This window comes from Lapillicoccus sp. (genome assembly GCF_036559105.1).
GTDB lineage: Bacteria > Actinomycetota > Actinomycetes > Actinomycetales > Dermatophilaceae > Lapillicoccus.
The window spans coordinates 1-20,906 of the sequence record NZ_DATBTV010000108.1; the positions used below are offsets into that span (position 1 = coordinate 1).

At 70.6% G+C, this 20,906-nt stretch carries 24 protein-coding genes; 11 read left to right on the forward strand and 13 right to left on the reverse strand.

Features of this window, described 5'->3' with window-relative positions; genetic code table 11:
• Together VIG79_RS13950 and VIG79_RS13955 are read right to left on the reverse strand one after the other, a co-directional pair.
• A partial coding sequence (locus VIG79_RS13950; protein ID WP_331886625.1) for a DUF1905 domain-containing protein occupies positions 1-195 on the reverse strand: 195 nt, incomplete at its 3' end.
• Positions 143-343 carry a hypothetical protein gene (locus VIG79_RS13955; RefSeq protein ID WP_331886627.1) on the reverse strand — a complete coding sequence of 67 codons (201 nt, stop codon included), beginning with the start codon at positions 341-343 and terminating at the stop codon, positions 143-145. The genes VIG79_RS13955 and VIG79_RS13950, both read right to left, overlap by 53 nt.
• Before the next feature lie 202 nt (positions 344-545).
• Here VIG79_RS13955 and VIG79_RS13960 point away from each other — a divergent pair, with 202 nt between their 5' ends.
• The 5 genes from VIG79_RS13960 to VIG79_RS13980 all read left to right on the forward strand — a co-directional run bounded on the left by VIG79_RS13960 (position 546) and on the right by VIG79_RS13980 (position 6,101).
• Positions 546-1,976, forward strand: a complete 1,431-nt coding sequence (locus tag VIG79_RS13960) for an extracellular solute-binding protein (protein ID WP_331886629.1) — start codon at positions 546-548, stop codon at positions 1,974-1,976.
• A gap of 55 nt (positions 1,977-2,031) precedes the next feature.
• Positions 2,032-3,006: a sugar ABC transporter permease gene (locus VIG79_RS13965; protein WP_331886631.1), complete on the forward strand. Its 975-nt coding sequence runs from the start codon at positions 2,032-2,034 to the stop codon at positions 3,004-3,006.
• A 1-nt stretch (position 3,007) separates the two neighbouring features.
• Positions 3,008-3,829, forward strand: a complete 822-nt coding sequence (locus tag VIG79_RS13970) for a carbohydrate ABC transporter permease (protein WP_331886633.1) — start codon at positions 3,008-3,010, stop codon at positions 3,827-3,829.
• Positions 3,829-4,881 (forward strand): ABC transporter ATP-binding protein, encoded by a 1,053-nt coding sequence (locus VIG79_RS13975; RefSeq protein WP_331886635.1) that lies wholly within the window; start codon positions 3,829-3,831, stop codon positions 4,879-4,881. The genes VIG79_RS13970 and VIG79_RS13975 overlap by 1 nt, the downstream gene beginning before the upstream one ends.
• A 101-nt stretch (positions 4,882-4,982) precedes the next feature.
• Positions 4,983-6,101 carry a CehA/McbA family metallohydrolase gene (locus VIG79_RS13980; RefSeq protein ID WP_331886637.1) on the forward strand — a complete coding sequence of 373 codons (1,119 nt, stop codon included), beginning with the start codon at positions 4,983-4,985 and terminating at the stop codon, positions 6,099-6,101.
• Between the two features lie 2 nt (positions 6,102-6,103).
• Here the strand turns inward: VIG79_RS13980 and VIG79_RS13985 are convergent, their stop codons facing one another.
• The 8 genes from VIG79_RS13985 to VIG79_RS14020 all read right to left on the reverse strand — a co-directional run bounded on the left by VIG79_RS13985 (position 6,104) and on the right by VIG79_RS14020 (position 11,380).
• Positions 6,104-6,577 carry a hypothetical protein gene (locus VIG79_RS13985; protein WP_331886639.1) on the reverse strand — a complete coding sequence of 158 codons (474 nt, stop codon included), beginning with the start codon at positions 6,575-6,577 and terminating at the stop codon, positions 6,104-6,106.
• Entirely contained in the window at positions 6,556-7,266 is a 711-nt protein-coding gene (locus VIG79_RS13990) for a hypothetical protein (RefSeq protein ID WP_331886641.1), read from the reverse strand. Before VIG79_RS13990 ends, VIG79_RS13985 begins: the two co-directional genes overlap by 22 nt.
• Positions 7,267-7,315: 49 nt before the next feature.
• Positions 7,316-7,633 (reverse strand): hypothetical protein, encoded by a 318-nt coding sequence (locus VIG79_RS13995; protein WP_331886643.1) that lies wholly within the window; start codon positions 7,631-7,633, stop codon positions 7,316-7,318.
• Between the two features lie 27 nt (positions 7,634-7,660).
• Positions 7,661-8,410: a hypothetical protein gene (locus VIG79_RS14000; RefSeq protein WP_331886645.1), complete on the reverse strand. Its 750-nt coding sequence runs from the start codon at positions 8,408-8,410 to the stop codon at positions 7,661-7,663.
• 126 nt (positions 8,411-8,536) lie between these two features.
• The gene (locus VIG79_RS14005; protein WP_331886647.1) at positions 8,537-9,421 is read right to left on the reverse strand and encodes a biotin-dependent carboxyltransferase family protein; all 885 of its coding nucleotides are present in this window, start codon (positions 9,419-9,421) and stop codon (positions 8,537-8,539) included.
• Positions 9,418-10,032 carry an allophanate hydrolase subunit 1 gene (locus VIG79_RS14010; protein ID WP_331886649.1) on the reverse strand — a complete coding sequence of 205 codons (615 nt, stop codon included), beginning with the start codon at positions 10,030-10,032 and terminating at the stop codon, positions 9,418-9,420. The genes VIG79_RS14005 and VIG79_RS14010 overlap by 4 nt, the downstream gene beginning before the upstream one ends.
• Positions 10,029-10,841 carry a 5-oxoprolinase subunit PxpA gene (locus VIG79_RS14015; RefSeq protein ID WP_331886651.1) on the reverse strand — a complete coding sequence of 271 codons (813 nt, stop codon included), beginning with the start codon at positions 10,839-10,841 and terminating at the stop codon, positions 10,029-10,031. Before VIG79_RS14015 ends, VIG79_RS14010 begins: the two co-directional genes overlap by 4 nt.
• Positions 10,842-10,873: 32 nt before the next feature.
• A complete protein-coding gene (locus VIG79_RS14020) occupies positions 10,874-11,380 on the reverse strand; it encodes a MarR family winged helix-turn-helix transcriptional regulator (protein WP_331886653.1) in 507 nt (168 codons plus the stop codon).
• Positions 11,381-11,468: 88 nt separating this feature from the next.
• On the opposite strand from VIG79_RS14020, the gene VIG79_RS14025 reads away from it, so the two are divergent.
• The gene (locus VIG79_RS14025) at positions 11,469-12,728 is read left to right on the forward strand and encodes an MFS transporter (RefSeq protein ID WP_331886655.1); all 1,260 of its coding nucleotides are present in this window, start codon (positions 11,469-11,471) and stop codon (positions 12,726-12,728) included.
• Between the two features lie 53 nt (positions 12,729-12,781).
• Here VIG79_RS14025 and VIG79_RS14030 read toward each other — a convergent pair whose 3' ends face one another.
• Positions 12,782-14,083 (reverse strand): MFS transporter, encoded by a 1,302-nt coding sequence (locus VIG79_RS14030; protein ID WP_331886657.1) that lies wholly within the window; start codon positions 14,081-14,083, stop codon positions 12,782-12,784.
• A complete protein-coding gene (locus tag VIG79_RS14035) occupies positions 14,080-14,709 on the reverse strand; it encodes a helix-turn-helix domain-containing protein (RefSeq protein ID WP_331886659.1) in 630 nt (209 codons plus the stop codon). The genes VIG79_RS14030 and VIG79_RS14035 overlap by 4 nt, the downstream gene beginning before the upstream one ends.
• 251 nt (positions 14,710-14,960) lie before the next feature.
• On the opposite strand from VIG79_RS14035, the gene rplM reads away from it, so the two are divergent.
• The 5 genes from rplM (at position 14,961) to VIG79_RS14060 (ending at position 19,826) form a co-directional block, all read left to right on the forward strand.
• On the forward strand, positions 14,961-15,404 hold the full coding sequence (gene rplM / locus VIG79_RS14040) for a 50S ribosomal protein L13 (RefSeq protein WP_331886661.1): 444 nt from the start codon (positions 14,961-14,963) through the stop codon (positions 15,402-15,404).
• Between the two features lie 11 nt (positions 15,405-15,415).
• Entirely contained in the window at positions 15,416-15,919 is a 504-nt protein-coding gene (gene rpsI / locus VIG79_RS14045) for a 30S ribosomal protein S9 (RefSeq protein WP_331886663.1), read from the forward strand.
• Between the two features lie 129 nt (positions 15,920-16,048).
• Positions 16,049-17,398 (forward strand): phosphoglucosamine mutase, encoded by a 1,350-nt coding sequence (gene glmM / locus VIG79_RS14050; RefSeq protein WP_331886665.1) that lies wholly within the window; start codon positions 16,049-16,051, stop codon positions 17,396-17,398.
• Positions 17,399-17,415: 17 nt separating this feature from the next.
• On the forward strand, positions 17,416-18,801 hold the full coding sequence (locus VIG79_RS14055; protein WP_331886667.1) for a 6-phospho-beta-glucosidase: 1,386 nt from the start codon (positions 17,416-17,418) through the stop codon (positions 18,799-18,801).
• Between the two features lie 107 nt (positions 18,802-18,908).
• Positions 18,909-19,826 carry a carbohydrate ABC transporter permease gene (locus VIG79_RS14060; RefSeq protein ID WP_331886669.1) on the forward strand — a complete coding sequence of 306 codons (918 nt, stop codon included), beginning with the start codon at positions 18,909-18,911 and terminating at the stop codon, positions 19,824-19,826.
• Between the two features lie 64 nt (positions 19,827-19,890).
• On the opposite strand, the gene VIG79_RS14065 is transcribed toward VIG79_RS14060, so the two are convergent.
• Positions 19,891-20,394: a carbonic anhydrase gene (locus tag VIG79_RS14065; protein ID WP_331886671.1), complete on the reverse strand. Its 504-nt coding sequence runs from the start codon at positions 20,392-20,394 to the stop codon at positions 19,891-19,893.
• Positions 20,395-20,906 lie beyond the last annotated feature (512 nt).

Genomic DNA, 20,906 nt, shown 5'->3' on the forward strand with positions numbered 1-20,906 from the left:
CACCGGGATGACGCCCCAGCCGTAGCTGACGTCGCGGGCCGCCACGCGGAGGTCCTCGCACAGCGGCTCCGGGACGGGGACGAAGTAGTAGGGCGCCGGACCGCGCCACTGGACGACCTCGGCCTCGAACTCGAGCACCACCTCAGTCGCCCAGCCCCGCGAGGAACGCCGTGATGATCGCCCCCGCCAGCCCACCGAGGAAGACGACCAGTCCGAGGTTGGGCAGGTCCGGAAGGGCGAGCATCAGAGCCAACCCGACGACCGCGACGATCGCGGGCGGGATCGCGGCCTTGTAGCGCGCGGGAGACCGCCGTGGCCAGCGCCCACGGTCCTCTCGGGCCATCTTCGGCTCCTCGCCTGTCCCTGCCGCCCTGGACCGCCAGCCTAACCGCGGGCCGCGGCGGGCGCCTCGGTGAACGTCCGGCGACAAGTCACGTCTCGGGGCGCCTTGTCAGGACATTCCTACTAGGATGTTCTCCGCTGGAGTCGGCCGCGTGACGGGTCGGTCGGCCGGCGATGACGACAGGGAGTCAACGATGACCACCGTGAACCGACCTCCGCGGACCCGACTGGCCCGTCGAGCCGTCCCCGCCATCTCGATCCTGCTGCTCGGCACCATGGTTGCGGCGTGCGACCGGTCCTCCGGGAGCAGCGGGGCCAACCCCACCCAGAACGCGAGCGCGACCGAGGTCGCCCTCACCGTGACCTCCAACGCGATCTCCGGGGGCAAGAACGCTGCCGAGGCGGACTGGTACGCCAACTACGTGATCCCGAAGTTCACCGAGGCTCAGAAGGCCAAGGGGGTCAACGTCACCCTGAAGTTCCAGCCCTCCGGCGTGGACGACGAGCAGTACAAGGCCAAGATGGCGCTCGACCTCAAGAGCAAGTCCGGGGCCGACGTCATCGCCCTCGACGGGATCTGGGTCGGCGAGTTCGCCGACGCGGGCTACATCAAGCCCCTGGCCGACGTCGTCGGGCCCAACGTCACGTCCTGGGACGGCTGGGCGCAGATCCCCAAGGCGGTCCAGGCCAACGCGTCCTACAACGACAAGGTCTACGGAGTCCCGGGCGGTACCGACGGGCGGGTTCTCTACTACAACAAGAAGCTGTTCCAGCAGGCCGGTCTCCCGGCCGACTGGAAGCCCGCCAGCTGGCAGGAGATCCTCGACGCCGGCGCCAAGCTCAAGGCGGTCAGCGGGGTCGTCCCGATCCAGATCAACGCCGGCACGGCGATGGGCGAGGCCACGACGATGCAGGGGGCGCTCGACCTGCTCGTCGGCACCGGTGCGGAGATCTACCAGGACGGCAAGTGGCAGGGCAACACCCAGAACACCCGCGACGTCCTCGGCTTCTACAAGCAGCTGTTGGACCAGGGCCTGATGGACAAGAACTTCCAGCAGGCCGCCAAGGGCCGCGACGAGTCCTTCGCCGCGTTCGCCGCGAACAAGATCGGCATCCTGCTGGAGGGCGACTACTTCTGGCGGTCGGTCATCAACCCCGACAAGGGGTCCGCACCGATGGCCACCCGTGACGCCGACGTCGGCTACGCCCAGATCCCGGCCAAGGCCAAGGGGGCCGGTGTGGGCGGCCAGGACCTGGTGTCGATGTCCGGCGGTGGCGGCACCTTCCTCAACCCCAACACCAAGTTCCCGCAGCAGGCGTGGGAGCTGATCCAGTTCATCTACTCGCCCGACGCCATCAAGGCGGCGCTGGCCGGATCGGCCCGCATCACCGCGCGGCAGGACGTCAACAAGGAGGTCCTCAGCAAGGACCCGCTGCTGTCGCTGATCTCCGAGAAGGTGCTGCCGATCACGCGGTACCGCCCAGGACTCGCCGTCTACCCGCAGGTGTCGCAGGCGCTGCAGCAGGCCACCGCCGACATCGTCTCGGGCAAGTCGGTCGACGATGCCGCGGCGACCTACCAGGGTGCCGTGGAGAAGGTCGCCGGAGGCGCGGACAAGGTCCAGAAGTCGTGAGGCCCACGGGGGGCAAGCCCCCCGTGCTCCCCCCGGCGACCCGCGGAGCAGGAACGTGAGTGCCGCTTCGGGTGCGTCCGACGCCGCCGGGCTCGGACGCGCCCGGGCGGTCGCCTTCGTCACGCCCGCCTTCCTCCTGATCGCCGCGTTCCTTGTCTTCCCGGCCGTCTGGACCATCTGGCTGGGGATGACCGACTTCCGGCTCACCGGCGCGCAGGCGGCCGACCCGAAGTTCGTGGGGTTGGACAACTACCGAGCGGCCCTGGCCGACCCGGCGTTCCACAACTCGCTGTGGCTGACCATCGTCTTCGTCTTCGGGTCGGCGATCGTCGGCCAGAGCGTCCTCGGGTTCCTCATCGCGTGGACGATGCGCTCGGTTCCCAAGGCGGTCAAGGCGATCGTCGAGACGCTCGTCCTCATGGCGTGGATCCTGCCGAGCTCGATCGTCGCGTTCCTCTGGGTGGCGTTCCTGAACAACAACGGCGGCACGTTGGGGACGATCCTCAACACCCCCGACACGGCCTGGCTGCTCGAGTACCCCATGGCCTCGATCATCATCTACAACACCTGGCGCGGGACTGCGTTCTCGATGCTGCTGTTCTCCGCGGCTCTGGGGGCCGTGCCACCGTCCCAGCTCGAGACCGCTCGCCTGGCGGGCGCATCCACATTGCAGCAGTTCCGCGACGTCGTGTTCCCGCACATCCGCGGGCACATCCTGACGAACACGCTGCTCATCAGCCTCTGGACCTTCAACGACTTCGGGCCGTACCTGCTCACCGCGGGGGGACCAGACCACGCGACCGAGACGCTGCCGGTGTTCATCTACTTGCGCGCGCTCTACGGCGGCGAGCTGGGCTACGGCTCGGCGATCTCCTTCATCATGCTGCTGATCAACCTCGTCATCGCGCTGTTGTACATCCGGCTGCTGCGCGAGCGGCGCACCGCGAACCGGTCCATGGATGCCGACGACGCGAAGGCGGAGGCCGACGAGGTTCTCACCGCGGCCGAGGCCCGGAACGTGGGGCAGTGAGGTGACTCCTGCCGCCGTCGTCCGCCGGATCCTGTTCTACGGCCTCATCACGCTGCTCTCGCTGTTCTTCGCCCTGCCGCTGCTCTGGCTGGTGCTGGCGCCGTTCGACAAGACACCCACGCTCACCGTGAAGATCCCGGACTTCACCCTCGACAACTTCGCCGAGCTCGGCAAGAACCCCTACGCGTTGTCGTCACTGAAGAACTCGATCCTCATCTCGGGCGGGGCGATGCTGCTGGTCACCGCGTTGTCCGCGCTCGCCGCATACGCCCTCTCCCGGGTGCGCGTGCCCGGCCGCGACCTCATCCTCTACGCGCTGCTGCTGCTGTCCTCGATCGTCACCGGCACCGCGGCGATGGTCCCGATCTTCCTGTTGATGTTCCAGCTCGGGCTCATCGACGACCGGAGCGGCGTCTCGCTGGTGCTCACGGGCGGGCTGCTGCCGGCGGCGATCTTCATCCTCAAGGACTTCATGGACTCGACGCCGAAGTCCTACGAGGAGAGCGCGCGCGTCTTCGGAGCCAGCCCGTTGCAGGTGCTGCGCCACGTCGTCCTGCCGATCGCACGACCCGGCCTGGCGACCATCGCGGTGTGGGCCCTGGTCAACGCGTGGGGTGACTTCCTCACCGCCTACATCCTGCTGCGCGACCCGGAGAAGACCCCCGCCGGCGTGCTCATGTACACCTTCTACACCGAGGGCGGGCAGGCGAACCTCCCTCTCATCTCGACGTTCTCGTTGGTGTACGCAATACCGGTGATCGCCCTGTACCTGTTCGTCAACCGCCGCTACGGCTTCCGCTTCCACGGAGGGATCAAGAGCTGATGGCCAGCATCGACCTCGTCGGGCTCTCCAAGGTGTATGCCGGTGGTGTCGCCGCCGTCGACGACCTCACCCTGTCCATCGCTGATGGTGAGTTCTTCGCACTGCTCGGGCCCTCCGGCTGCGGCAAGACCACGTTGCTGCGGACCATCGCCGGGTTGGAGCAGGTGACCGCGGGCCAGCTCCTTCTCAGCGGCAAGGACGTGACGACGCTGCCGCCGGGCAAGCGCGACGTCGCCATGGTGTTCCAGGACTACGCGCTGTTCCCGCACATGGACGTCACCGACAACATCAGCTACCCGTTGCGGATCCAGAAGATGGCCAAGGCGGAACGTCGAGAGAAGGCCGCGACGACCGGGGCCGGGCTCGGGTTGGAGAAACTGATGGACCGTCGCCCGGGCCAGCTGTCCGGGGGCCAGCAGCAGCGGGTCGCGTTGGCCCGCGCCATCGCGTACCAGCCCGCGGTGTTCCTCTTCGACGAGCCGTTGTCGAACCTCGACGCGCGGCTCCGGCTCGAGGCACGCACCTTCCTCAAGCGGCTGCAGCACGAGCTCAGCGTGACCACGGTCTTCGTCACCCACGACCAGGCCGAGGCCCTGGCCATGGCCGACACCATCGCCGTCATGGAGGCCGGGCACATCCGCCAGATCGGGACACCCTCGGACGTGTTCCACCGGCCGGCCAACGTGTTCGTCGCCAACTTCATCGGCTCGACGCCCATGAACCTCGTTCCCGGCAGTGCCTTCGGACGCGAGCGGGTGCCCGAGGGGGACGATGTGCTGGTGGGGTTCCGGCCCGAGTACACCAAGCTCGACGACACCGGCCGGTACTCGCTCGACGGCACTGTGAGCATCGTCGAGAACCTCGGCGCATCGATGCTCGTGTCGGTGAGCTGTGGCGACCACTCGGTGCAGGCGCTGGTCCCGGAGGGCGAGGAGCCGCTGGTCGACACGAAGGTCTCGCTCAGCCCCGCGGACAAGCGGGTGCTGCGCTACGGTGCGGCCGACGGCGAGCTGCTGGAGCCGGACCGCGTCGCAGCGCCGGCCGACCGGTGACGTTGCTCGACCGGCGCGGTACCTGGACTCCGGAGGACCGAGCCGAGAACTATTGCGTCACAGTCGGTTTCGAGGTACCACCCGGTGTCGGCGCGTTCCGGGTGGAGCTCGGGTACAAGCGGCGGGACGGCGTGGTCCTCGACCTCGGCTGCGAGGGCCCGGACGGCTACGTCGGGTGGTCCGGAGGAGCACGGCCGCACTACGTCGTCAGCGAGGGCTGGGCGACGCCGGGCTATCTGCCCACACCGGTGTCGCCGGGGACCTGGAAGGTGCTCGTGGGCCTGCATCGCGTCCCTCCGGCCGGGGTCGGCTACCGGCTGACCGTCCGGCGGGCCACCCCCGCCGAGGTGGCCGCGGAACGGGACGCCCAGCCCGAGGCGCCACCAGTGCCCGAACGCGGGCCCCGCCGGAAGCTCCCCGACGTCGACGGGATGCGCTGGCTGGCCGCGGACTTCCACGCGCACACCGTCCACTCCGACGGCGCGCTCGGGATCGAGGAGCTCGCCGCCCTCGCTGTCAGCCGCGGTCTCGACGCCCTGGCGGTGACCGACCACAACACGACGAGCCATCACGCATACCTCCCGTTGGTGGGCGAGCGCTACGGCATCCGGCTGATCCCCGGTCAGGAGGTCACCACCGACCGCGGGCACGCCAACGCGTTGGGGGACATCGGGTTCGTCGACTTTCGCAACCCCGGCGCGCAGTGGCAACGCGACGTGGAGGCTCGCGGCGGAGTCTTGTCGGTGAACCATCCGCTGGCGACGGACTGCTGCTGGCGGATGGCGCTCGACCACCCGACCGCGGTCGCGGAGGTCTGGCACTCGTCGTGGCACGCACTCCCGGTGCTGCACAACTGGGGCGGCCCGCTGGCGTGGTGGCTGTCCTGGGACCGCGAGACCGTACCCATCGGCGGGAGCGACTTCCACGCATACGGGAACGACGCTCTGCCTGGTGCCCCGACGACCTGGGTGCTGACCGACGGGGACGACGTCCTGGGCGGGGTCGCGGCGGGACGCACTGCGGTGAGCGCCGACCCGACTGGGCCCGTGCTGCTCCGACTCGGGGACGAGCTGCTGGCGCTGGGATCGGACGGACTGCTGCTCAGTGGGTTCGACGCCGGCCGGCGTCCGGTGGTGGGAGAGCGGGCGGTCCTCGGTGGAGCCGGGGGGCCGTGGTGGCTCGAGGACGACCAGATGCGGGTACTGGCGGTCTGCGGCTGACGTCAGCCGGCGGCGGCCGCCTTCGAGATCCGGCGGGACAGGCCGACCCCCAGGACCAGCACCACCACCGACGAGACCATCGTCGCGAGGAGGATCTGCAGGGCGAGCAGGTCCGTGAAGGCCCCGAGGAGGGTCATGGCCGCGAACCCGACGACGAGCTGGGCCACGGCCACCGCCGCCAGCACGGTGGCGGCCCTGCTTCCCGTCGCGGCCTCCGGCGGATGGGCCCCGCGCCAGCGGTTGCCCAGCACGATGACCCCGGCGAGACACACGATTCCGACCGCCAGGACCGCGATGCTTGCGACGACGAGCCCGCGCAGGTCCGGCAGGGTCGACGCGACCGAGGACCACAGCGCGATGAGGGCGAGGTTCACCACGACGAACACCCCGGCGACGAGGGACCGTGCCGTCCCCCGGGTGATGGCGGCCCGGTCCCGCTCCACGCCGGAGGACGTCACAGCGTCGCCACGGGCCATGCCCCGTTCGGGTAGGCGGTGTTCTCCGACATCTTCTGCTCGAGCAGCGTCTTCGCGCTCCGGCACTGGGACTTGAGGTTCTCGCCGGCACCCCAGAACGCCGCGCCGAACCCGGCGGCCGCCGCGATGGCGATGAGGATCCCGGCGGGGATGCCGAAGATCGTCGCCGTGGCGCCGAGGGCGGTGATGATGGCCGCGATCCACGCACCGATCGCGGCGATCATCAGGCCGAAGAACACCTGGATCGCCGACGACACGTCCTTGAGGGCGCTGCTGATCCCGTCGGTGAACTGGGTCTTGACGTTCTGCAGGGCGGTCTTCTGCAGCGGGGCCTTCTGCTTGTACTGGTCGGCCGCGGAGCCCTTCCAGTTGTCGTCGACGGCCAGAGAGCCGAGGTCGGCGAGAGCCACCCGGGCGCTCACCGGCGAGCCGACGCTGGTGCTCCACGCGTCGGCCGTGCTGGAGACGGTGCTGGGCTCGCCGAGGTTGCTGAGGATCTCGACCAGCGGGGCGAAGAGCTCCTTGATCTTGTCCATCAGGCCGTTCCACAGGTCGCGGATCTTGTCGGCCAACCAGCCGAGACCCCATGGAACCCAGTCGAGGACGTCGTTGATGGCGTCCTGAAGGTCCTGTACGAGGCCGTTGAACCGGTTGACGAGATCTCGGATGTCGTTGGCGGTACCGGACATGTCGCGTCCCCTTGTGTCGGAAGTCGTTGTCGTGAACTGCTGGTCGGCGTCAGCCGATGGGCTCCCAGGCGCCCCGGTACTGCTGCTCGGCGCTGTTCTCGTTCACCTCGTAGTTGTGCTTGATGGTGAGGAGCGTGTTCGAGATCTTTCCGGTCTCGGTGGAGCCGCCGGCCAGGAGCATGCCGACCTTGTTCTGGATCGAGCTGTAGGTCGTGGTCAGACCGACGGCCTCGGCGGCCCAGGACAGCTCGTACTCGCCGAGGTTCTGGCTCCAGGCGTTGTTCTCGGCGGTGAGCAGCGCGTCGGACGTCTGGTCCCACATGTCGGCATCGGTCTTGAGCGCTGCGAGCTGCACTTCGTAGGTCATGTCTGCTCCTTGGTCCCCGTTGGTGTGTCAGTTGCGCAGACCCATGGCGCGCGCGAGCGCGACGGGGTCCTCGGACAGCCGCTGGAGACGGCCGAGCGGGCTACGGGCGACGATCGTCTCGACGTCGTCGCCGCCGGCCTGCCGGTACGCCTCGTGCAGGGCCTGCGTCGCCTCGCGGCCGATGTTGGCCGGGTGCGCGGAGTCCAGCCAGGTCTGGTCGAAGGTGAGGTCGAGCAGCGTCCCGTTGCCCGCGATGGTGGCCTTGGCGTGACCGGAGGCGCTGCGCCCGGTGTACTCACGGGTGAGGTGTTCGCGTACCTCGTCCCGGACCTGCTCGATGCTGTCGACCAGCTCGTGGAGCAGGTCACGCATGACCTGCATGGAGGAGTCCACCGACCCGGACCGGTCGCGGTCGACGGCCTCGGACAGGCGCACCGACAGGTCGTCGGCGTCCAGCCGCGGCGCCACGACGCGCCCGTGGGGACGCTCGTCGGCCTCGACCAGCGTCGTGCCCCACTGCTCGAGCCGGGCGATCCCGGCCTTGTTGGCCGCGTCGTTGATGCCTGCGGCCAGTGAGTGCGCGGTGTAGCTGTTCTTCCACGTCATCGACACGAGGATGGAGGAGATCCGTCCGTCGCCGTCGATCGTGACCGTGACGGCCCCCGTGTCGTCCTTGGCGGTGACCGGTCCCAGCGTGTCGGTCGCCTCGTGGAACGCGCCACTGCCCCGGACGACGTCGTCGCGGGTGCGGCCGATGGCCTCCATCGGGTCGTACACGAGTTCCCCTGTCGTCGGTGTCGCGGTTGTCACGGGTGTCCGGCACCCGGCTGGTACGTCCCCCAACCCTCTCCGGGTCACCGGAAGGGCGCATGAGTGCGGGTGCTCAGATCGGGTGGGGTCCGGTCACCAACCTCTGGGTACGCGTCGGAACCGCACCCGCTCGCCGGGCCGCAGCTGTGCGAGGACGTCGGTGTCGTCGTCGACCACGACGGCGACCACGGGGTAGCCGCCCGTGGTCGGGTGGTCGGCGAGGAAGATCAGTGGCTGGCCCGAGTGCGGGACCTGGACGGCGCCGCGGACGACGGCCTCACTGGGCAGCTCGCGCGCGGTGCCGATGTCGGCCCGGTCGAGCGCCGGCCCGGCCAGCCGAACGCCGACCCGGTCGGACTCCGTCGTGACCGTCCACGGCTGCGAGGTGAGCGCGTCGACCGCGCTCGGCGCGAACCAGTCGTCCCGCGGACCGAGGACGACACGGAGCGCGACGTCGGTGACCGGCGGGGGCTCGAGCGCGGCCACGTCGACGGCGGGGGCGGGTTCACGGTCGGGTGGACGGCCCAGGGCCAGCCGCCGTCCGGGCGCCAGCGGTTCCGGGCCCACCCCCATGGTCGGGTCGGTGCTGGCGCTGCCGAGGACGAGCGGCTCAGCCAGTCCGCCCCGGACGGCCAGGTAGGTGCGCAGGCCGGTGGACGGCACGCCCAGGGTCAGCAGCTGACCGTCGCGGAGCTCGAGGGGCGCACCCAGGGGGGCGGCGCGGCCGTCGACCAGGACCGGTGCCGGCGCCCCTGTGACGCACACCCGGACGTCGCCGTCGGCGCGCACCGCGAGGCCGCCGAGCAACACCTCTACACCGGCGGCTCCCTCGGCGTTGCCGAGCAGCCGGTTCGCGAGGCGCAGGGCCCGCCGGTCGGCGGCTCCGCTCCCGGTCACCCCGACCGATGCGTGTCCCGGCCGGCCGAGGTCCTCGATCAGGGCCAGCGGGCCGACGGCTTCGACCACCACGGCGTTCACGAGGGGACCTCGACGAATCGGACGCGACGACCGGGGGTGAGGAGGGCCGGCGGGTCCCGCTCGGCGTCCCACAGGGTGACGTCGGTGCGTCCGATGAGCTGCCACCCGCCCGGCGACGAGCGTGGGTACACCCCGGAGTACGGGCCGGCCAGCCCCACCGAACCGGCCGGTATGCGCGTGCGGGGCGAGTGGCGGCGGGGGACCTCCAGGTCGCCCTCGGATCCGGTCAGGTAGGCGAAACCCGGTGCGAAACCGGCAAACTCGACGGTCCACGGCTGCCCGGTATGCCGCGCCACAACCTCCGACGGCGCGACTCCCAGGTGGGTGGCGACGTCGTCGAGGTCGGGACCGTCGTACCGCACCTCGACGACCAGCTCGTCGGTCTCGGCGGAAGCCTCAGGGCCGTCGAGGACGAGGCCGCGCAGCGCCGCGGCGACCTCGGGCAGGTGGTGTGCCGCGCTCGCCACGACGAGGACCGTGCGGGCACCGGGGACGTGCTCCAGCGTGCCCGGGAGCGGACGGCGCCGGAGCGTGGCGTCGAGGCGGCGGCGCTCCGCGGCGTCGGCGACCTCAACGAGGATCGCCCGGTCGCCGCAAGGGAGCAGCCTCATGCGGTCGGTGGTGGCGCGGACGGTGGTGGCGCGGACGGCGGTGGTGCGAAGGCCGCCAGCCGGACTCCCGCCCCCGACAAGGCGTTTCGGACCGCCAGGGCCATGGCGACTGCCCCGGGGGAGTCACCGTGGACGCATACCGAGTCCGCCTCGAGCTCGACCTCGGCGCCGTCGGTCGACGTCACGCGGCCCTCCCGGACGAGCCGAAGGACTCGGGCTGCGATCTCCTGCGGGTCGTCGAGCAGCGCGCCGGGTTCCGTCCGGGGCAGCAGGGTGCCGGCCGCGGTGTACCCCCGGTCGGCGAAGGCCTCGCGCACGGTGGCCAGCCCGGCGCCCGCGGCCGCGGCGAGGAGGGCGGAGCCGGGCAGCCCCACGACCAGCAGGTCGCTGGAGTAGTCGGCGACCGCGCGGATGACCGCATCGGCCTGGAGCTCATGGTGGACGACCGCGTTGTAGAGGGCCCCGTGGGGCTTCACGTAGGTCACCGCACTGCCGACGGTGCGGGCGATGCCGTCCAGAGCGGCCAGCTGGTAGAGCACGTCGGCGTAGAGGTCGTCGGCGGAGACGTCGACGAACCGGCGGCCGAACCCGGCCAGGTCGCGGTAGCCCACCTGCGCGCCGATCGCCACCCCACGCAGATCGGCGGCGCGGCACGTGGCGACGAGGGTGGCCGGGTCGCCGGCGTGGAACCCACAGGCCACGTTGGCGGACGTGACGACGTCGAGAAGGGCCTCGTCGTCGCCGAGCCGCCACCGCCCGAAGGACTCGCCGACGTCGGCGTTGAGGTCGATGGTCCGCGGGCCGGGCACCGATCGAGCGTCCTCATCCGCGCCCACGGCTGTCAACCCTGTTCGAACGACAGGAGCACCTTGCGGAGCAGCCCGTTGAGCTGGTCGAGCTCACGCGGGGAGAGGGCAGAGAGCAGGTTCGCCTCGCGTTCCATCCCGGCGTGGAGGTGCTCCTGCCAGGTGTCGCTGCCCTTGGCGGTGGGCCGGACGATGACGCGGCGGCGGTCCAACGGGTCGACCTCGCGGGTCACGTAGCCGCCGTCGACGAGGCGATCGAGCCGGCTGGTCATGGCCGCCCGCGTCACGTGGCAGGTGTCGGCGAGCTGTGCCGGCGTCGCCTCAACCGGGTAGGGCTGGATCATCAACGCATGCAACGTGTTCGAGTCCTCGAGGGTGAACTCGCGGCCGGCGTGGAACTCGGCGTCGTCCTTGCGGAGCTTCCGCACGATGGCCTGCATCCGGGTCGTCGCGCCCTCGACCGACGGGTCCAGGTCGGGGATCTGGGTGACCCACCGGGCCACGTGCGCGTCGACCGCGTCCGTGGGCCGGGGTCTGGTCACGCCATCAGTATGCCATTCGCCGCCGTACAGAGATAGTGCTTGAAAGTCTGATGACAAATAGTTAGACGACGTACTAATGTGGTTGATCATGGAGACTGTTGTCGACGACCTCCCCGTCGCCTCCCGATGGGGGACCCGCGACTTCCGCCTGCTGGTCGGCGGTCAGGGCCTGTCGTGGCTGGGCGACGCGTTCCAGCCGATCGCGCTGTCGTTCGCGGTGATCGCGTCCGGCGGCTCGGCCACGGACCTCGGGCTGGTCCTCGCGTGCGGGGTCGTCGCCCGGCTGGCCTGCACCCTGGTCGGGGGAGTGTGGGCGGACCGGCTCCGGCCGCAGACGATCATGGTGGCGGCGGACCTGGTCCGTGCCGGGGCGGCGGGGGCCTTGGCCGTCCTCTATGTCCCCGGCTTCGCCGTGGGCCCAGGCGACCATCACCCGTTGCCCCTGCTCTGCGGGCTGGTGGCGGTCTTCGGCGGCGCGGGCGCCTTCTTCTACCCCGCCATGTCGTCGCTCAAGCCGACGCTGGTCCCGCTGGAGCGACGCCGTTCGGCGAACGCCACCCTCAACGCGGTCCAGACCGCCTCGCTCACCGTGGGTCCGGCGGCCGCGGGCGTGCTCATCGCCGCCTTCGGTGCGCCGTTCGGGTTCGTCGTCAACGCGCTGAGCTTCCTGGCGTCAGCCGTCACCGTCGCCCTGATCCGGGCGCGGGCGCTCCGGGCGGAACGGGTCGGGTTCCTCAGCGAGCTGCGCGGCGGGTTCGCTGCGGTCCGCTCGCGGGACTGGCTGCTCTGGGGCGTCGTGGCCGCCGGGGTCTACCACGTGGCCAACGGGGTCGTCCTGGTCACCGTCAACGTCGTGGCGCTACGCGACCTGGGTGGCCCCTCGGCGCTGGGCGTGATCGCCGCGGCGGAAGGTCTCGGCGGGGTCATTGGCAGCGTCATCGCCATGCGGGTCCGCCCCCGCCGGCCGTTGGTCGTCGGGTTCGTCGCGCTCGGCCTGATGCCGGTCTGGGTGATGGCCTACGTATGGCCCGGCACGCTCACCGGCGTGCTGCTCGGGGCGGTCATCGGCTACTCGGGCCTGATGTTCTTCGGCGTCTGCTGGGAGACGGCGATCCAGAACCACGTCCCCCACGACCTCTTGGCCCGGGTGTCGTCGTGGGACATCCTCACCTCGTTCGTCGGGATGCCCCTGGGCCAGGCGATGGCCGGCGTGCTCACCGACCGATTCGGGACCCAGCCGGTCCTGACCGCCTGCGCCGGGGTGATCCTCGTCGCCGGGGTGGGTCCGCTGGCAGTCCGCGGTACCCGCCGGTTGCACTGGGAGCCGGATCCGGCCGAGCTCGCCTGAACCGGACACGCCAGCAGGCGTTGGTCCGTTCGTCGGCCCTGAGTCGGGGGGGATCAGCGACCAGCGCCCGCTGGCGTGTGCGCCCGCTCCGCCTCGCGCCGCCTGGCGCGCTCCGCCCGCAGCGCGGGCAGGTAGCCGAACGCGCCGAGGACGCTGAACGCCCCGACGAGGACCATCGCCACCTGGGTCGACGTATGTGCCGCGAGCTGGCCCGCGAGCGCGGCGGTGAGGCTGAACCCGAGGAACGAGACCATCGAGTTCATCGAGAGCACGGTGGACCGGTTGCGGGCGGAGGCCTCACGGTGGAGCAGAGCGCCGTGGACCGGACCGCCCGCCCCGTGCAACGTGTAGGTGAAGGCGTAGGCCGCGATGAGGGCGAGCGGCCCGGCGACGAGACCCATGACGACCGCGCCGACACCGTTGAGGATCCGGGCCAGGATCGCGGTCCGGGCGATGCCCAGCCGGCGGCTGCCGACCGCGGCCAGGGCGGACCCGAGCGCGAACAGGCCCCAGCCGGCGCTCGCCACCGGACCCATGACCGCCGCGGCGGCCTCCTCGCTGCCGAGCAGCTCGGCCAGCCGGATCGGCTGGAACGTCTCGAAGACCACCATCCCGGCCGACCAGAACAGCTCCACCGCCACCAGGCCGCCCAGCACTCGGTTGTGCCCGAGGAGCGACAGGCCCTCCCGGACCACCACCGGCGCTTCGCGCACCGACGCCGCGGCCCGACGCATACCGACCCTGCCGCCGGCTCCGCGACGGTCCGGCTCCTTGAGGATGAGGAGCACGGCCGTGAGGTGGACGACGCCCAGTCCCAGGTAGAGCAACCCGGGCAGCAGCAGGGCGCTCTGCGAGGCGATGGGGTGCCACCAGACCAGGCCGCCGGAGATCAGCGCACCGAGCGCCATCGCCGACCCCATGACCATCCCCTGGCGAGACAGGTCGCGGTCCATGTCGGCGCCGGGCTCGGTCGCGTGGACCGTGTCGACGAACCACGCCTCGAGCGGTCCGGAGTCGAGCGCCCGAAAGACGCCGGTCAACACCGCGGCCAGCGCGAACTGCCACCAGGCCGTCGCCGTGTAGAAGACGACCGCTGAGGTGATGAGGAAGACCGCCGCCGTGACGTAGACCGGCTTGCGCCCGAACGCGTCGGCAAACCCGCTGGTCGGCAGCTCGAGGAGGAACACCGTGATCCCGGTGAGCGACATCGCGGAGAGGGCCTCCGGGATGGTCAGGCCGCGCTCCAGCGGCCACAGCGTGAGGATCCCGACGACCAGCCCGACCGGGAACCAGCGCGTCACCGTGAGCGTCAGGAACACCCGTCGGGCGGCGGCCGGGGAGACGATGGCGCTCACGAGCGGTCTCCTCGCGGTGACTGGTCGAGGTCGACCGGGTAGGCGTAGGTGTAGACGGCCACCCGCTTGGCCTGCGGGTTGCCCTGGCCGACCCGGCGGTACTTGAGCAGGACGTCCTCGATCTCCGCCCGCATGGCCCGCAGCTGTTCCAGGGTCACCAGCGCGACGTTGTCGTTGATGCCGAGATGGTCGACCCACTCCACCGGCCAGTCCTGCTGCACGTCGAGCCACTGCTCGGCCTTGCCGGCGAAGTGGCGGATGTAGTCGCGCTCCAGCCAGTTGAGGGCGGTGAGGGCGTCCTCGTCGTCGACCAGCTCGCTCTGGGTCCACGAGTGCTGCTCGACGGCCGCCCGCCAGATCCGCTCCTTACCCTTGCCGGTGTCGGTGTCCTCGACGAGCCCGACGGTCTCCAGCCGGCGCAGGTGGTAGCTCGTGGCGCCCGAGTTGGTGCCCAGGAGTGCCGCCAGGGCGGTCGCCGTGAGGGGGCCGCTGCGGCGCAGCTGGGTGACGATGCGCGAGCGGAGCGGGTGGGCGAGGACCTTGACGGCCTCGCCCCCCAGGTGCAGCTCCGAGGGGCTCTCGGAGGAGCCCCAGGTACCGGGTCCGGTGGGTGGCGTGGTGGTCATGACATACACAATACCTATGCACACTCTCTTTGCACAAGGATCGTGCAGAGAATCTGTGCGACAACGTCACCGCAGGTCAGGCCCGGTATGCAGCGGCCTACAGCGCGATTTGGCCGGCCTCCGGCCCGCCCCTACACTGAAGAGGTTGTGCCACCCGGGGCGTTTCGGCTCGGGGCCACGCGGCGCGGTCGGTCGACCGGAAGGGCCGCGGCGAGGCATACCCGAGATACCGCTGACGAAAGCTGAGTCCTGTGCGCACGTACACCCCCAAGCCCGGCGAGGTCGATCGCACGTGGCACGTGATCGACGCGACCGACGTCGTCCTCGGTCGTCTCGCGAGCCAGACCGCGATCCTGCTGCGCGGCAAGCACAAGCCGACCTTCGCCCCGCACGTCGACACCGGTGACTTCGTCATCATCGTCAACGCCGACAAGATCGTGCTGACCGGCGCCAAGGCGGAGCAGAAGAAGGCCTACAGCCACTCGGGCTACCCGGGAGGCCTGAAGTCCACGTCCTACACCGAGCTCCTCGAGAAGAACCCGGCCAAGGCCGTCGAGAAGGCCGTCCGCGGGATGCTCCCGAAGAACTCCATCGCCCGCCAGCAGATGACCAAGCTCAAGGTCTACACCGGCGACACCCACCCGCACGCGGCCCAGCAGCCGGTCCCGTTCACCATCTCCCAGGTCGCGCAGTAAGGAACCCTGAGTTGACTGACATCACTACCGACACCGTTCTGGAGTCGGACGAGCCGGAGCTGAGCACCTACACCTCCGAGTCCACCGCTCCCGTCGCCGGTGAGGACGTCCGCCGTCCGAGCGCCTCGGCGCCCGGCGCCGCGACCGGCCGTCGCAAGCAGGCCATCGCCCGGGTGCGCATCGTCCCTGGCACCGGCGAGTGGCAGATCAACGGCCGCACGCTGGAGGCGTACTTCCCCAACAAGGTGCACCAGCAGATCGTCGGCGAGCCGTTCACCGTCCTCGACCTGACCGGTGCCTACGACGTGCTCGTCCGCGTGCACGGCGGTGGCCCCTCCGGCCAGGCCGGCGCGGTTCGCCTCGGCGTGGCCCGCGCGCTGAACGGCGTCGATGAGGAGCTGAACCGTCCCGCGCTCAAGAAGGCCGGGTTCCTCACCCGCGACCCGCGCGTCCCCGAGCGCAAGAAGGCCGGCCTCAAGAAGGCCCGCAAGGCTCCGCAGTACAGCAAGCGCTGACGCGCACCTGCTCGAACGCGAGGGCGGTCCCGGTATGCCTGGGGCCGCCCTCGCGGCGTAGTAGGTTCGTCCGTCGGCCCGCTTCCCGGGCTGGCGCGGTGAGGTCACGTAGAGAGGTGGACCAGCGCAGTGGCTCGACTCTTCGGGACCGACGGGGTTCGCGGCCTGGCGAACCAGGACATCACCGCGGAGCTGGCCCTCGACCTGGCGGTCGCGGCGGCTCACGTGCTCGGTGAGTCCGGCGAGTTCGAGGGGCACCGCCCGACGGCCGTGGTGGGGACCGACGGCCGGGCCTCCGGCGAGTTCCTCCTCGCCGCGACGGTTGCTGGACTGGCCTCGGCGGGCGTGGACGTCCTCGACGCCGGCGTGCTGCCGACACCGGCGATCGCCTTCCTGACGGCCGACCTCCGTGCCGACCTCGGCGTGATGATCTCCGCGTCGCACAACCCGATGCCCGACAACGGGATCAAGTTCTTCGCCCGCGGCGGCCACAAGCTCGCCGACCACGTCGAGGACGCCATCGAGGCGCGGATGCGCGAGCCGTGGCAGCGGCCCACCGGCGCCGGGGTGGGGCGGCTCCGCTCGTTGGGCGACGGCCTCGAACGCTACGTCGGGCACCTCATAGCCGCCCTTCCGAACCGGCTTGACGGTCTCCACGTCGTCCTCGACACCGCCAACGGCGCCGCATCGGTCGCCTCGCCCGAGGCGTTCCGCCGCGCCGGGGCGCGAGTGTCGGTCATCGGGGCCTCGCCCGACGGGCTCAACATCAACGACGGCTACGGCTCCACCCACCTCGACCGGCTGTGCGAGGCAGTCCTTTCCGAGGGCGCCGACTTCGGCGTCGCTCACGACGGCGACGCCGACCGGTGCCTCGCGGTCGACGGTTCCGGTACACCGGTCGACGGCGACCAGATCATGTCGATCCTCGCGATCTCGTTGCGCGACAAGGGCCGTCTCGTGTCCGACACTCTCGTGGCCACGGTCATGTCCAACCTCGGGATGCTCCAGGCGATGGAGCGGTCGGCGATCACCGTGCGCCAGACCGCGGTCGGCGACCGCTACGTCCTCGAGGACATGAAGTCCGGCGGGTACGCCTTGGGTGGCGAGCAGAGCGGCCATGTCATCCTGCTCGAGCACGGCACCACCGGCGACGGCGTGCTCACCGGGCTGATGCTCGCGGCCCGGGTCGCGGAGACCGGGCGGTCGCTCACCGAGCTCGCGTCGGTGATGACCCGCCTCCCGCAGGTCCTCGTCAACGTGCGCGGCGTCGACACCTCTCAGGTCGACTCGCACGAGGCGCTGCTCGATGACGTCGCCAGGGCGTCCGACGAGCTCGACGGCAGCGGCCGCGTGCTGCTGCGCAAGTCCGGGACCGAACCCCTCGTCCGGGTCATGGTGGAGGCGGCGGACGAGTCGCAGGCCCAGGCCGTGGCGCAGCGGCTGGCGGAATCGGTCCGCACGCACCTCGCCCTGCGGTGACGGCCGCGGGTGCGCCGGTGAGGCTGGCGATCCTCGGTGGCGGCGGGTTCCGCACGCCCCTCGTGTACGCGGCGCTGGCCTTCACCGACTCCGGGGTCACCGACGTGGTGCTCTACGACACCGACGCCGGCCGCCTTGACGTCATGGCCCACGTCCTCGCCTCCATCTCGTCGGTGGAGGGTGCTGCGAGCGCTAGGGCGCTCGGATATACCTCCACCCGGGATTCGGAGGGGCCGCTGGTCACGGTGACCACGGAGCTGGACGTGGCGCTGGAGGGCGCCGACTTCGTCTTCTCGGCGATCCGGGTGGGCGGCCTGGCGGCGCGGGTGCAGGACGAGCTGGTCGCCCTCGAGCACGGCGTGCTCGGGCAGGAGACGACCGGGCCCGGCGGGATCGCCTACGGTCTGCGCACCGTCCCCGTCGCGAGATGGGTCGCCGAGCGGGTCCGCGCGGTCGCACCGGACGCGTGGGTCATCAACTTCACCAACCCGGCCGGCATGATCACCGAGGCGATGCGCAGCGTCCTCGGCGACCGCGTCGTCGGTATCTGCGACACCCCGATCACCATGGCGAAGCGGGCCGCCCGGCTCCTGGGCGTCGACCCGCGTACGCCCGTCGGTCTCGACTACGTCGGCCTCAACCACCTGGGCTGGCTGCGCGGGCTGCGGATCGACGGCGAGGACCTGTTGCCTCGGCTGCTCGCCGACGACGCCCTGCTCGGGGCGACCGAGGAGGGCCAGCTGTTCGGGCTGGACTGGATACGGGAGATCGGCGCGCTGCCCAACGAGTACCTCTACTACTACGACTTCACCCGCGACGCGGTCGCGTCGATCCGGTCCGGTGGGCTCACCCGCGGCGAGTTCCTGGCCGGACAGCAGGGCGACTTCTACGCCGCGGCTGCCAGGGACCCGAGCCGCGCCCACGAGCTGTGGACGACGACCCGGGCCGAGCGGGAGGCGACCTACATGGCCGCCGAGCACGCCGGCCAGGCCCGCGGCGGCGAGGAGGGCATCGCCGACGTCGGCGGTTACGAGGGTGTCGCACTCGCACTGATGCGGGCGATCACCCGCGACGAGGAGGCCACGATGATCCTCGACGTCGCGAACCGAGGCAGCGTTCCCGGCCTGCCCGACGACGCGGTCGTCGAGGTGCCCGTCACCGTCGGCTCCGGGGGTCCCACTCCGCTTCCGGTCTCACCGCCGACGCTCTACCAGCTCGGCCTCATGGCCCAGGTCAAGCACGTCGAGCGGCTCACCATCGAGGCGGCCGTGAGCGGGTCGCCGGACCTCGCGGAGCAGGCGTTGGCCCGGCACCCCCTCGTCGACTCGGTGACCGTCGCCCGAGGGTTGCTGCGCGCATACCGGGACCGCATCCCTGAGGTGGACGCGGTGTTCGGCCGGTGACGCTCGACGCCCGCCCCGAGCGCCTCGTGCGGGGACGCGAATTCGGTCGCGCCGCTGGACGAACATGTCGATGTGGACCGTGATCACCGCGGCGAGGAGGCCGTTCGATGAGCACAACGAGCCGGCCGGGCATGGGCCCGCGCAGTCCGCGTGCGACCTGGACGCTTCGCTTCGGTCTGGGCGTCGTGTGCGCGGTCTGGATGATCCCGGTCATCGGCACCCTCATCAACTCGTTCCGCACCCGCGACGCGCAGCTGAGCACCGGCTGGTGGACGGCGATCGCCAGCCCGCTCGACAGCACTCAGTGGACTCTGGACAACTACCGCGTCACCCTCTTCACCACCTCGGGGGACGGCGTGAATATGGGGCAGGCCTTGGTCAACAGCCTCATCGTGACCCTCCCTGCGACCGTGATCCCCATCCTCATCGCGGCGTTCGCGGCCTATGCCTTCACGTTCATGCAGTGGCGCGGGCGTGGCGTTCTCCTCGTGGTCTTCGTCTGTCTGCTGATAGTGCCGAGCCAGGTGGCCCTGGTGCCTCTCCTCAAGATCTACGGCGCAGTCGGGCTGACCGGAACATTCCTCGGGGTGTGGCTGGTCCATGTCGCGTTCGGGCTGCCGCTGGCGGTCTACATCCTGCGTGCCTACATGTCGCAGCTGCCCCGGGAAGTCATTGAGTCCGCGAGGCTCGACGGAGCGAGCCACTTCACGGCGTTCTGGCGGCTCGTCATTCCCATGTCGGTGCCAGCGTTCGTGTCCTTCGCCATCCTCCAGTTCGTCGGCGTGTGGGGCGACCTGCTGATGGCGCTCCTGTTCCTCGGCCGTGGCGAGAACGCCACGGCCACGGTCGCCATTCAGAGCCTGCACGGTCAGGACATCCACAGCACGGAACTCATTCCTTCGGCCGCGATCGTGACGATCGTCGTTCCGGTGCTCGCAGCGCTAGCGCTGCGAAACCACGTTGTCAGGGGGTTGACGTCGGCCGCCGTCACGCCACCACCACCAACGGGCGGCTCGGCGCGATAACGCACCCACGCACCGACGTGGTCGCGATCTCGGGTGGCGCCTGGGCGTCATGCTGCCGAATCGGTCAGACGCGCCGATCGAGCAGGCCGGTGTCCACGTCGTAGATGAAGCCCCCCACGGCGATGTGCTCGGGGATCAACGGATGGGTGCGGACCTTGCGCACGTCCTCGCGCAGCGCCGCCTCCTGGTTCTCGACGACGTGGAAGACCTGCCACGTCGCGTCCACGCCGGCCGACTTGCTCACCCGGTCACGCAGCTCGGCCTCGGTGCTGGAGGCGACGGCGCAGCGGGTATGTGGGATCACCAGGACCCGGTTCACCCCGAGCAGGTGCACCCCGAGGACGATCGCCTCGAGGGCGGCCTCGGTGACCCGGCCGCCGGGGTTGCGGAAGATCTTCGCGTCGCCGGGCTCGAGGCCGATGAGACGCAGTGGGTCGATCCGGGAGTCCATGCAGGTGACCATCGCGACCCCCGCATGGGCGACCCCGTCGAACTCCTGCATGGTGAAGCTCGCCGCGTAGCCGCGGTTGGCCGCGAGCAGGTCGTCGAAATCGTGGTCCTCGTTCACGGGGGACAGCCTGCCGCGTCCCGTCCAGCAGGCGGACAGGGGCCCCACGTTGCGGACCGCTCGGCCGACCCGAACGGGGCTTCGGCCGGCCCCGAGCGTCGCCGAGGGCCGACCAGCGAGGCCGCCCCTTGCAAGCGGGCCAGGCCCGCGATCCCCTTGTGCGAGCGTGGGGTCCGTCACCTTGCCCGTTTCCACCCGGTTCACCGTTGACGCGTTGCAAGGGAATTACTAACGGGGTCAACGGCGCCCACGGCAGCGAGGAACTGAACCGGTGCAGGTCACAACATGGGAAAGCCTGGGGTGCATGTGGCGCAGATCACCTCCTGTGGTGTTGCATGGGCCGGAGAGCAACGAAGGAGCAGCCAGAGGCGACCCAGCGCCTCGAAACAGGCGGACCAGCGACGAAGCCGGTTCCTCTGTCGCCCGGCCTTGAGCGGCCGGCCCGCGTGGGGCCAATGGAGCCCCCAGATCACCTCCAAGGAGGAGTTCGGAACCATGATCACTCGCAGGGC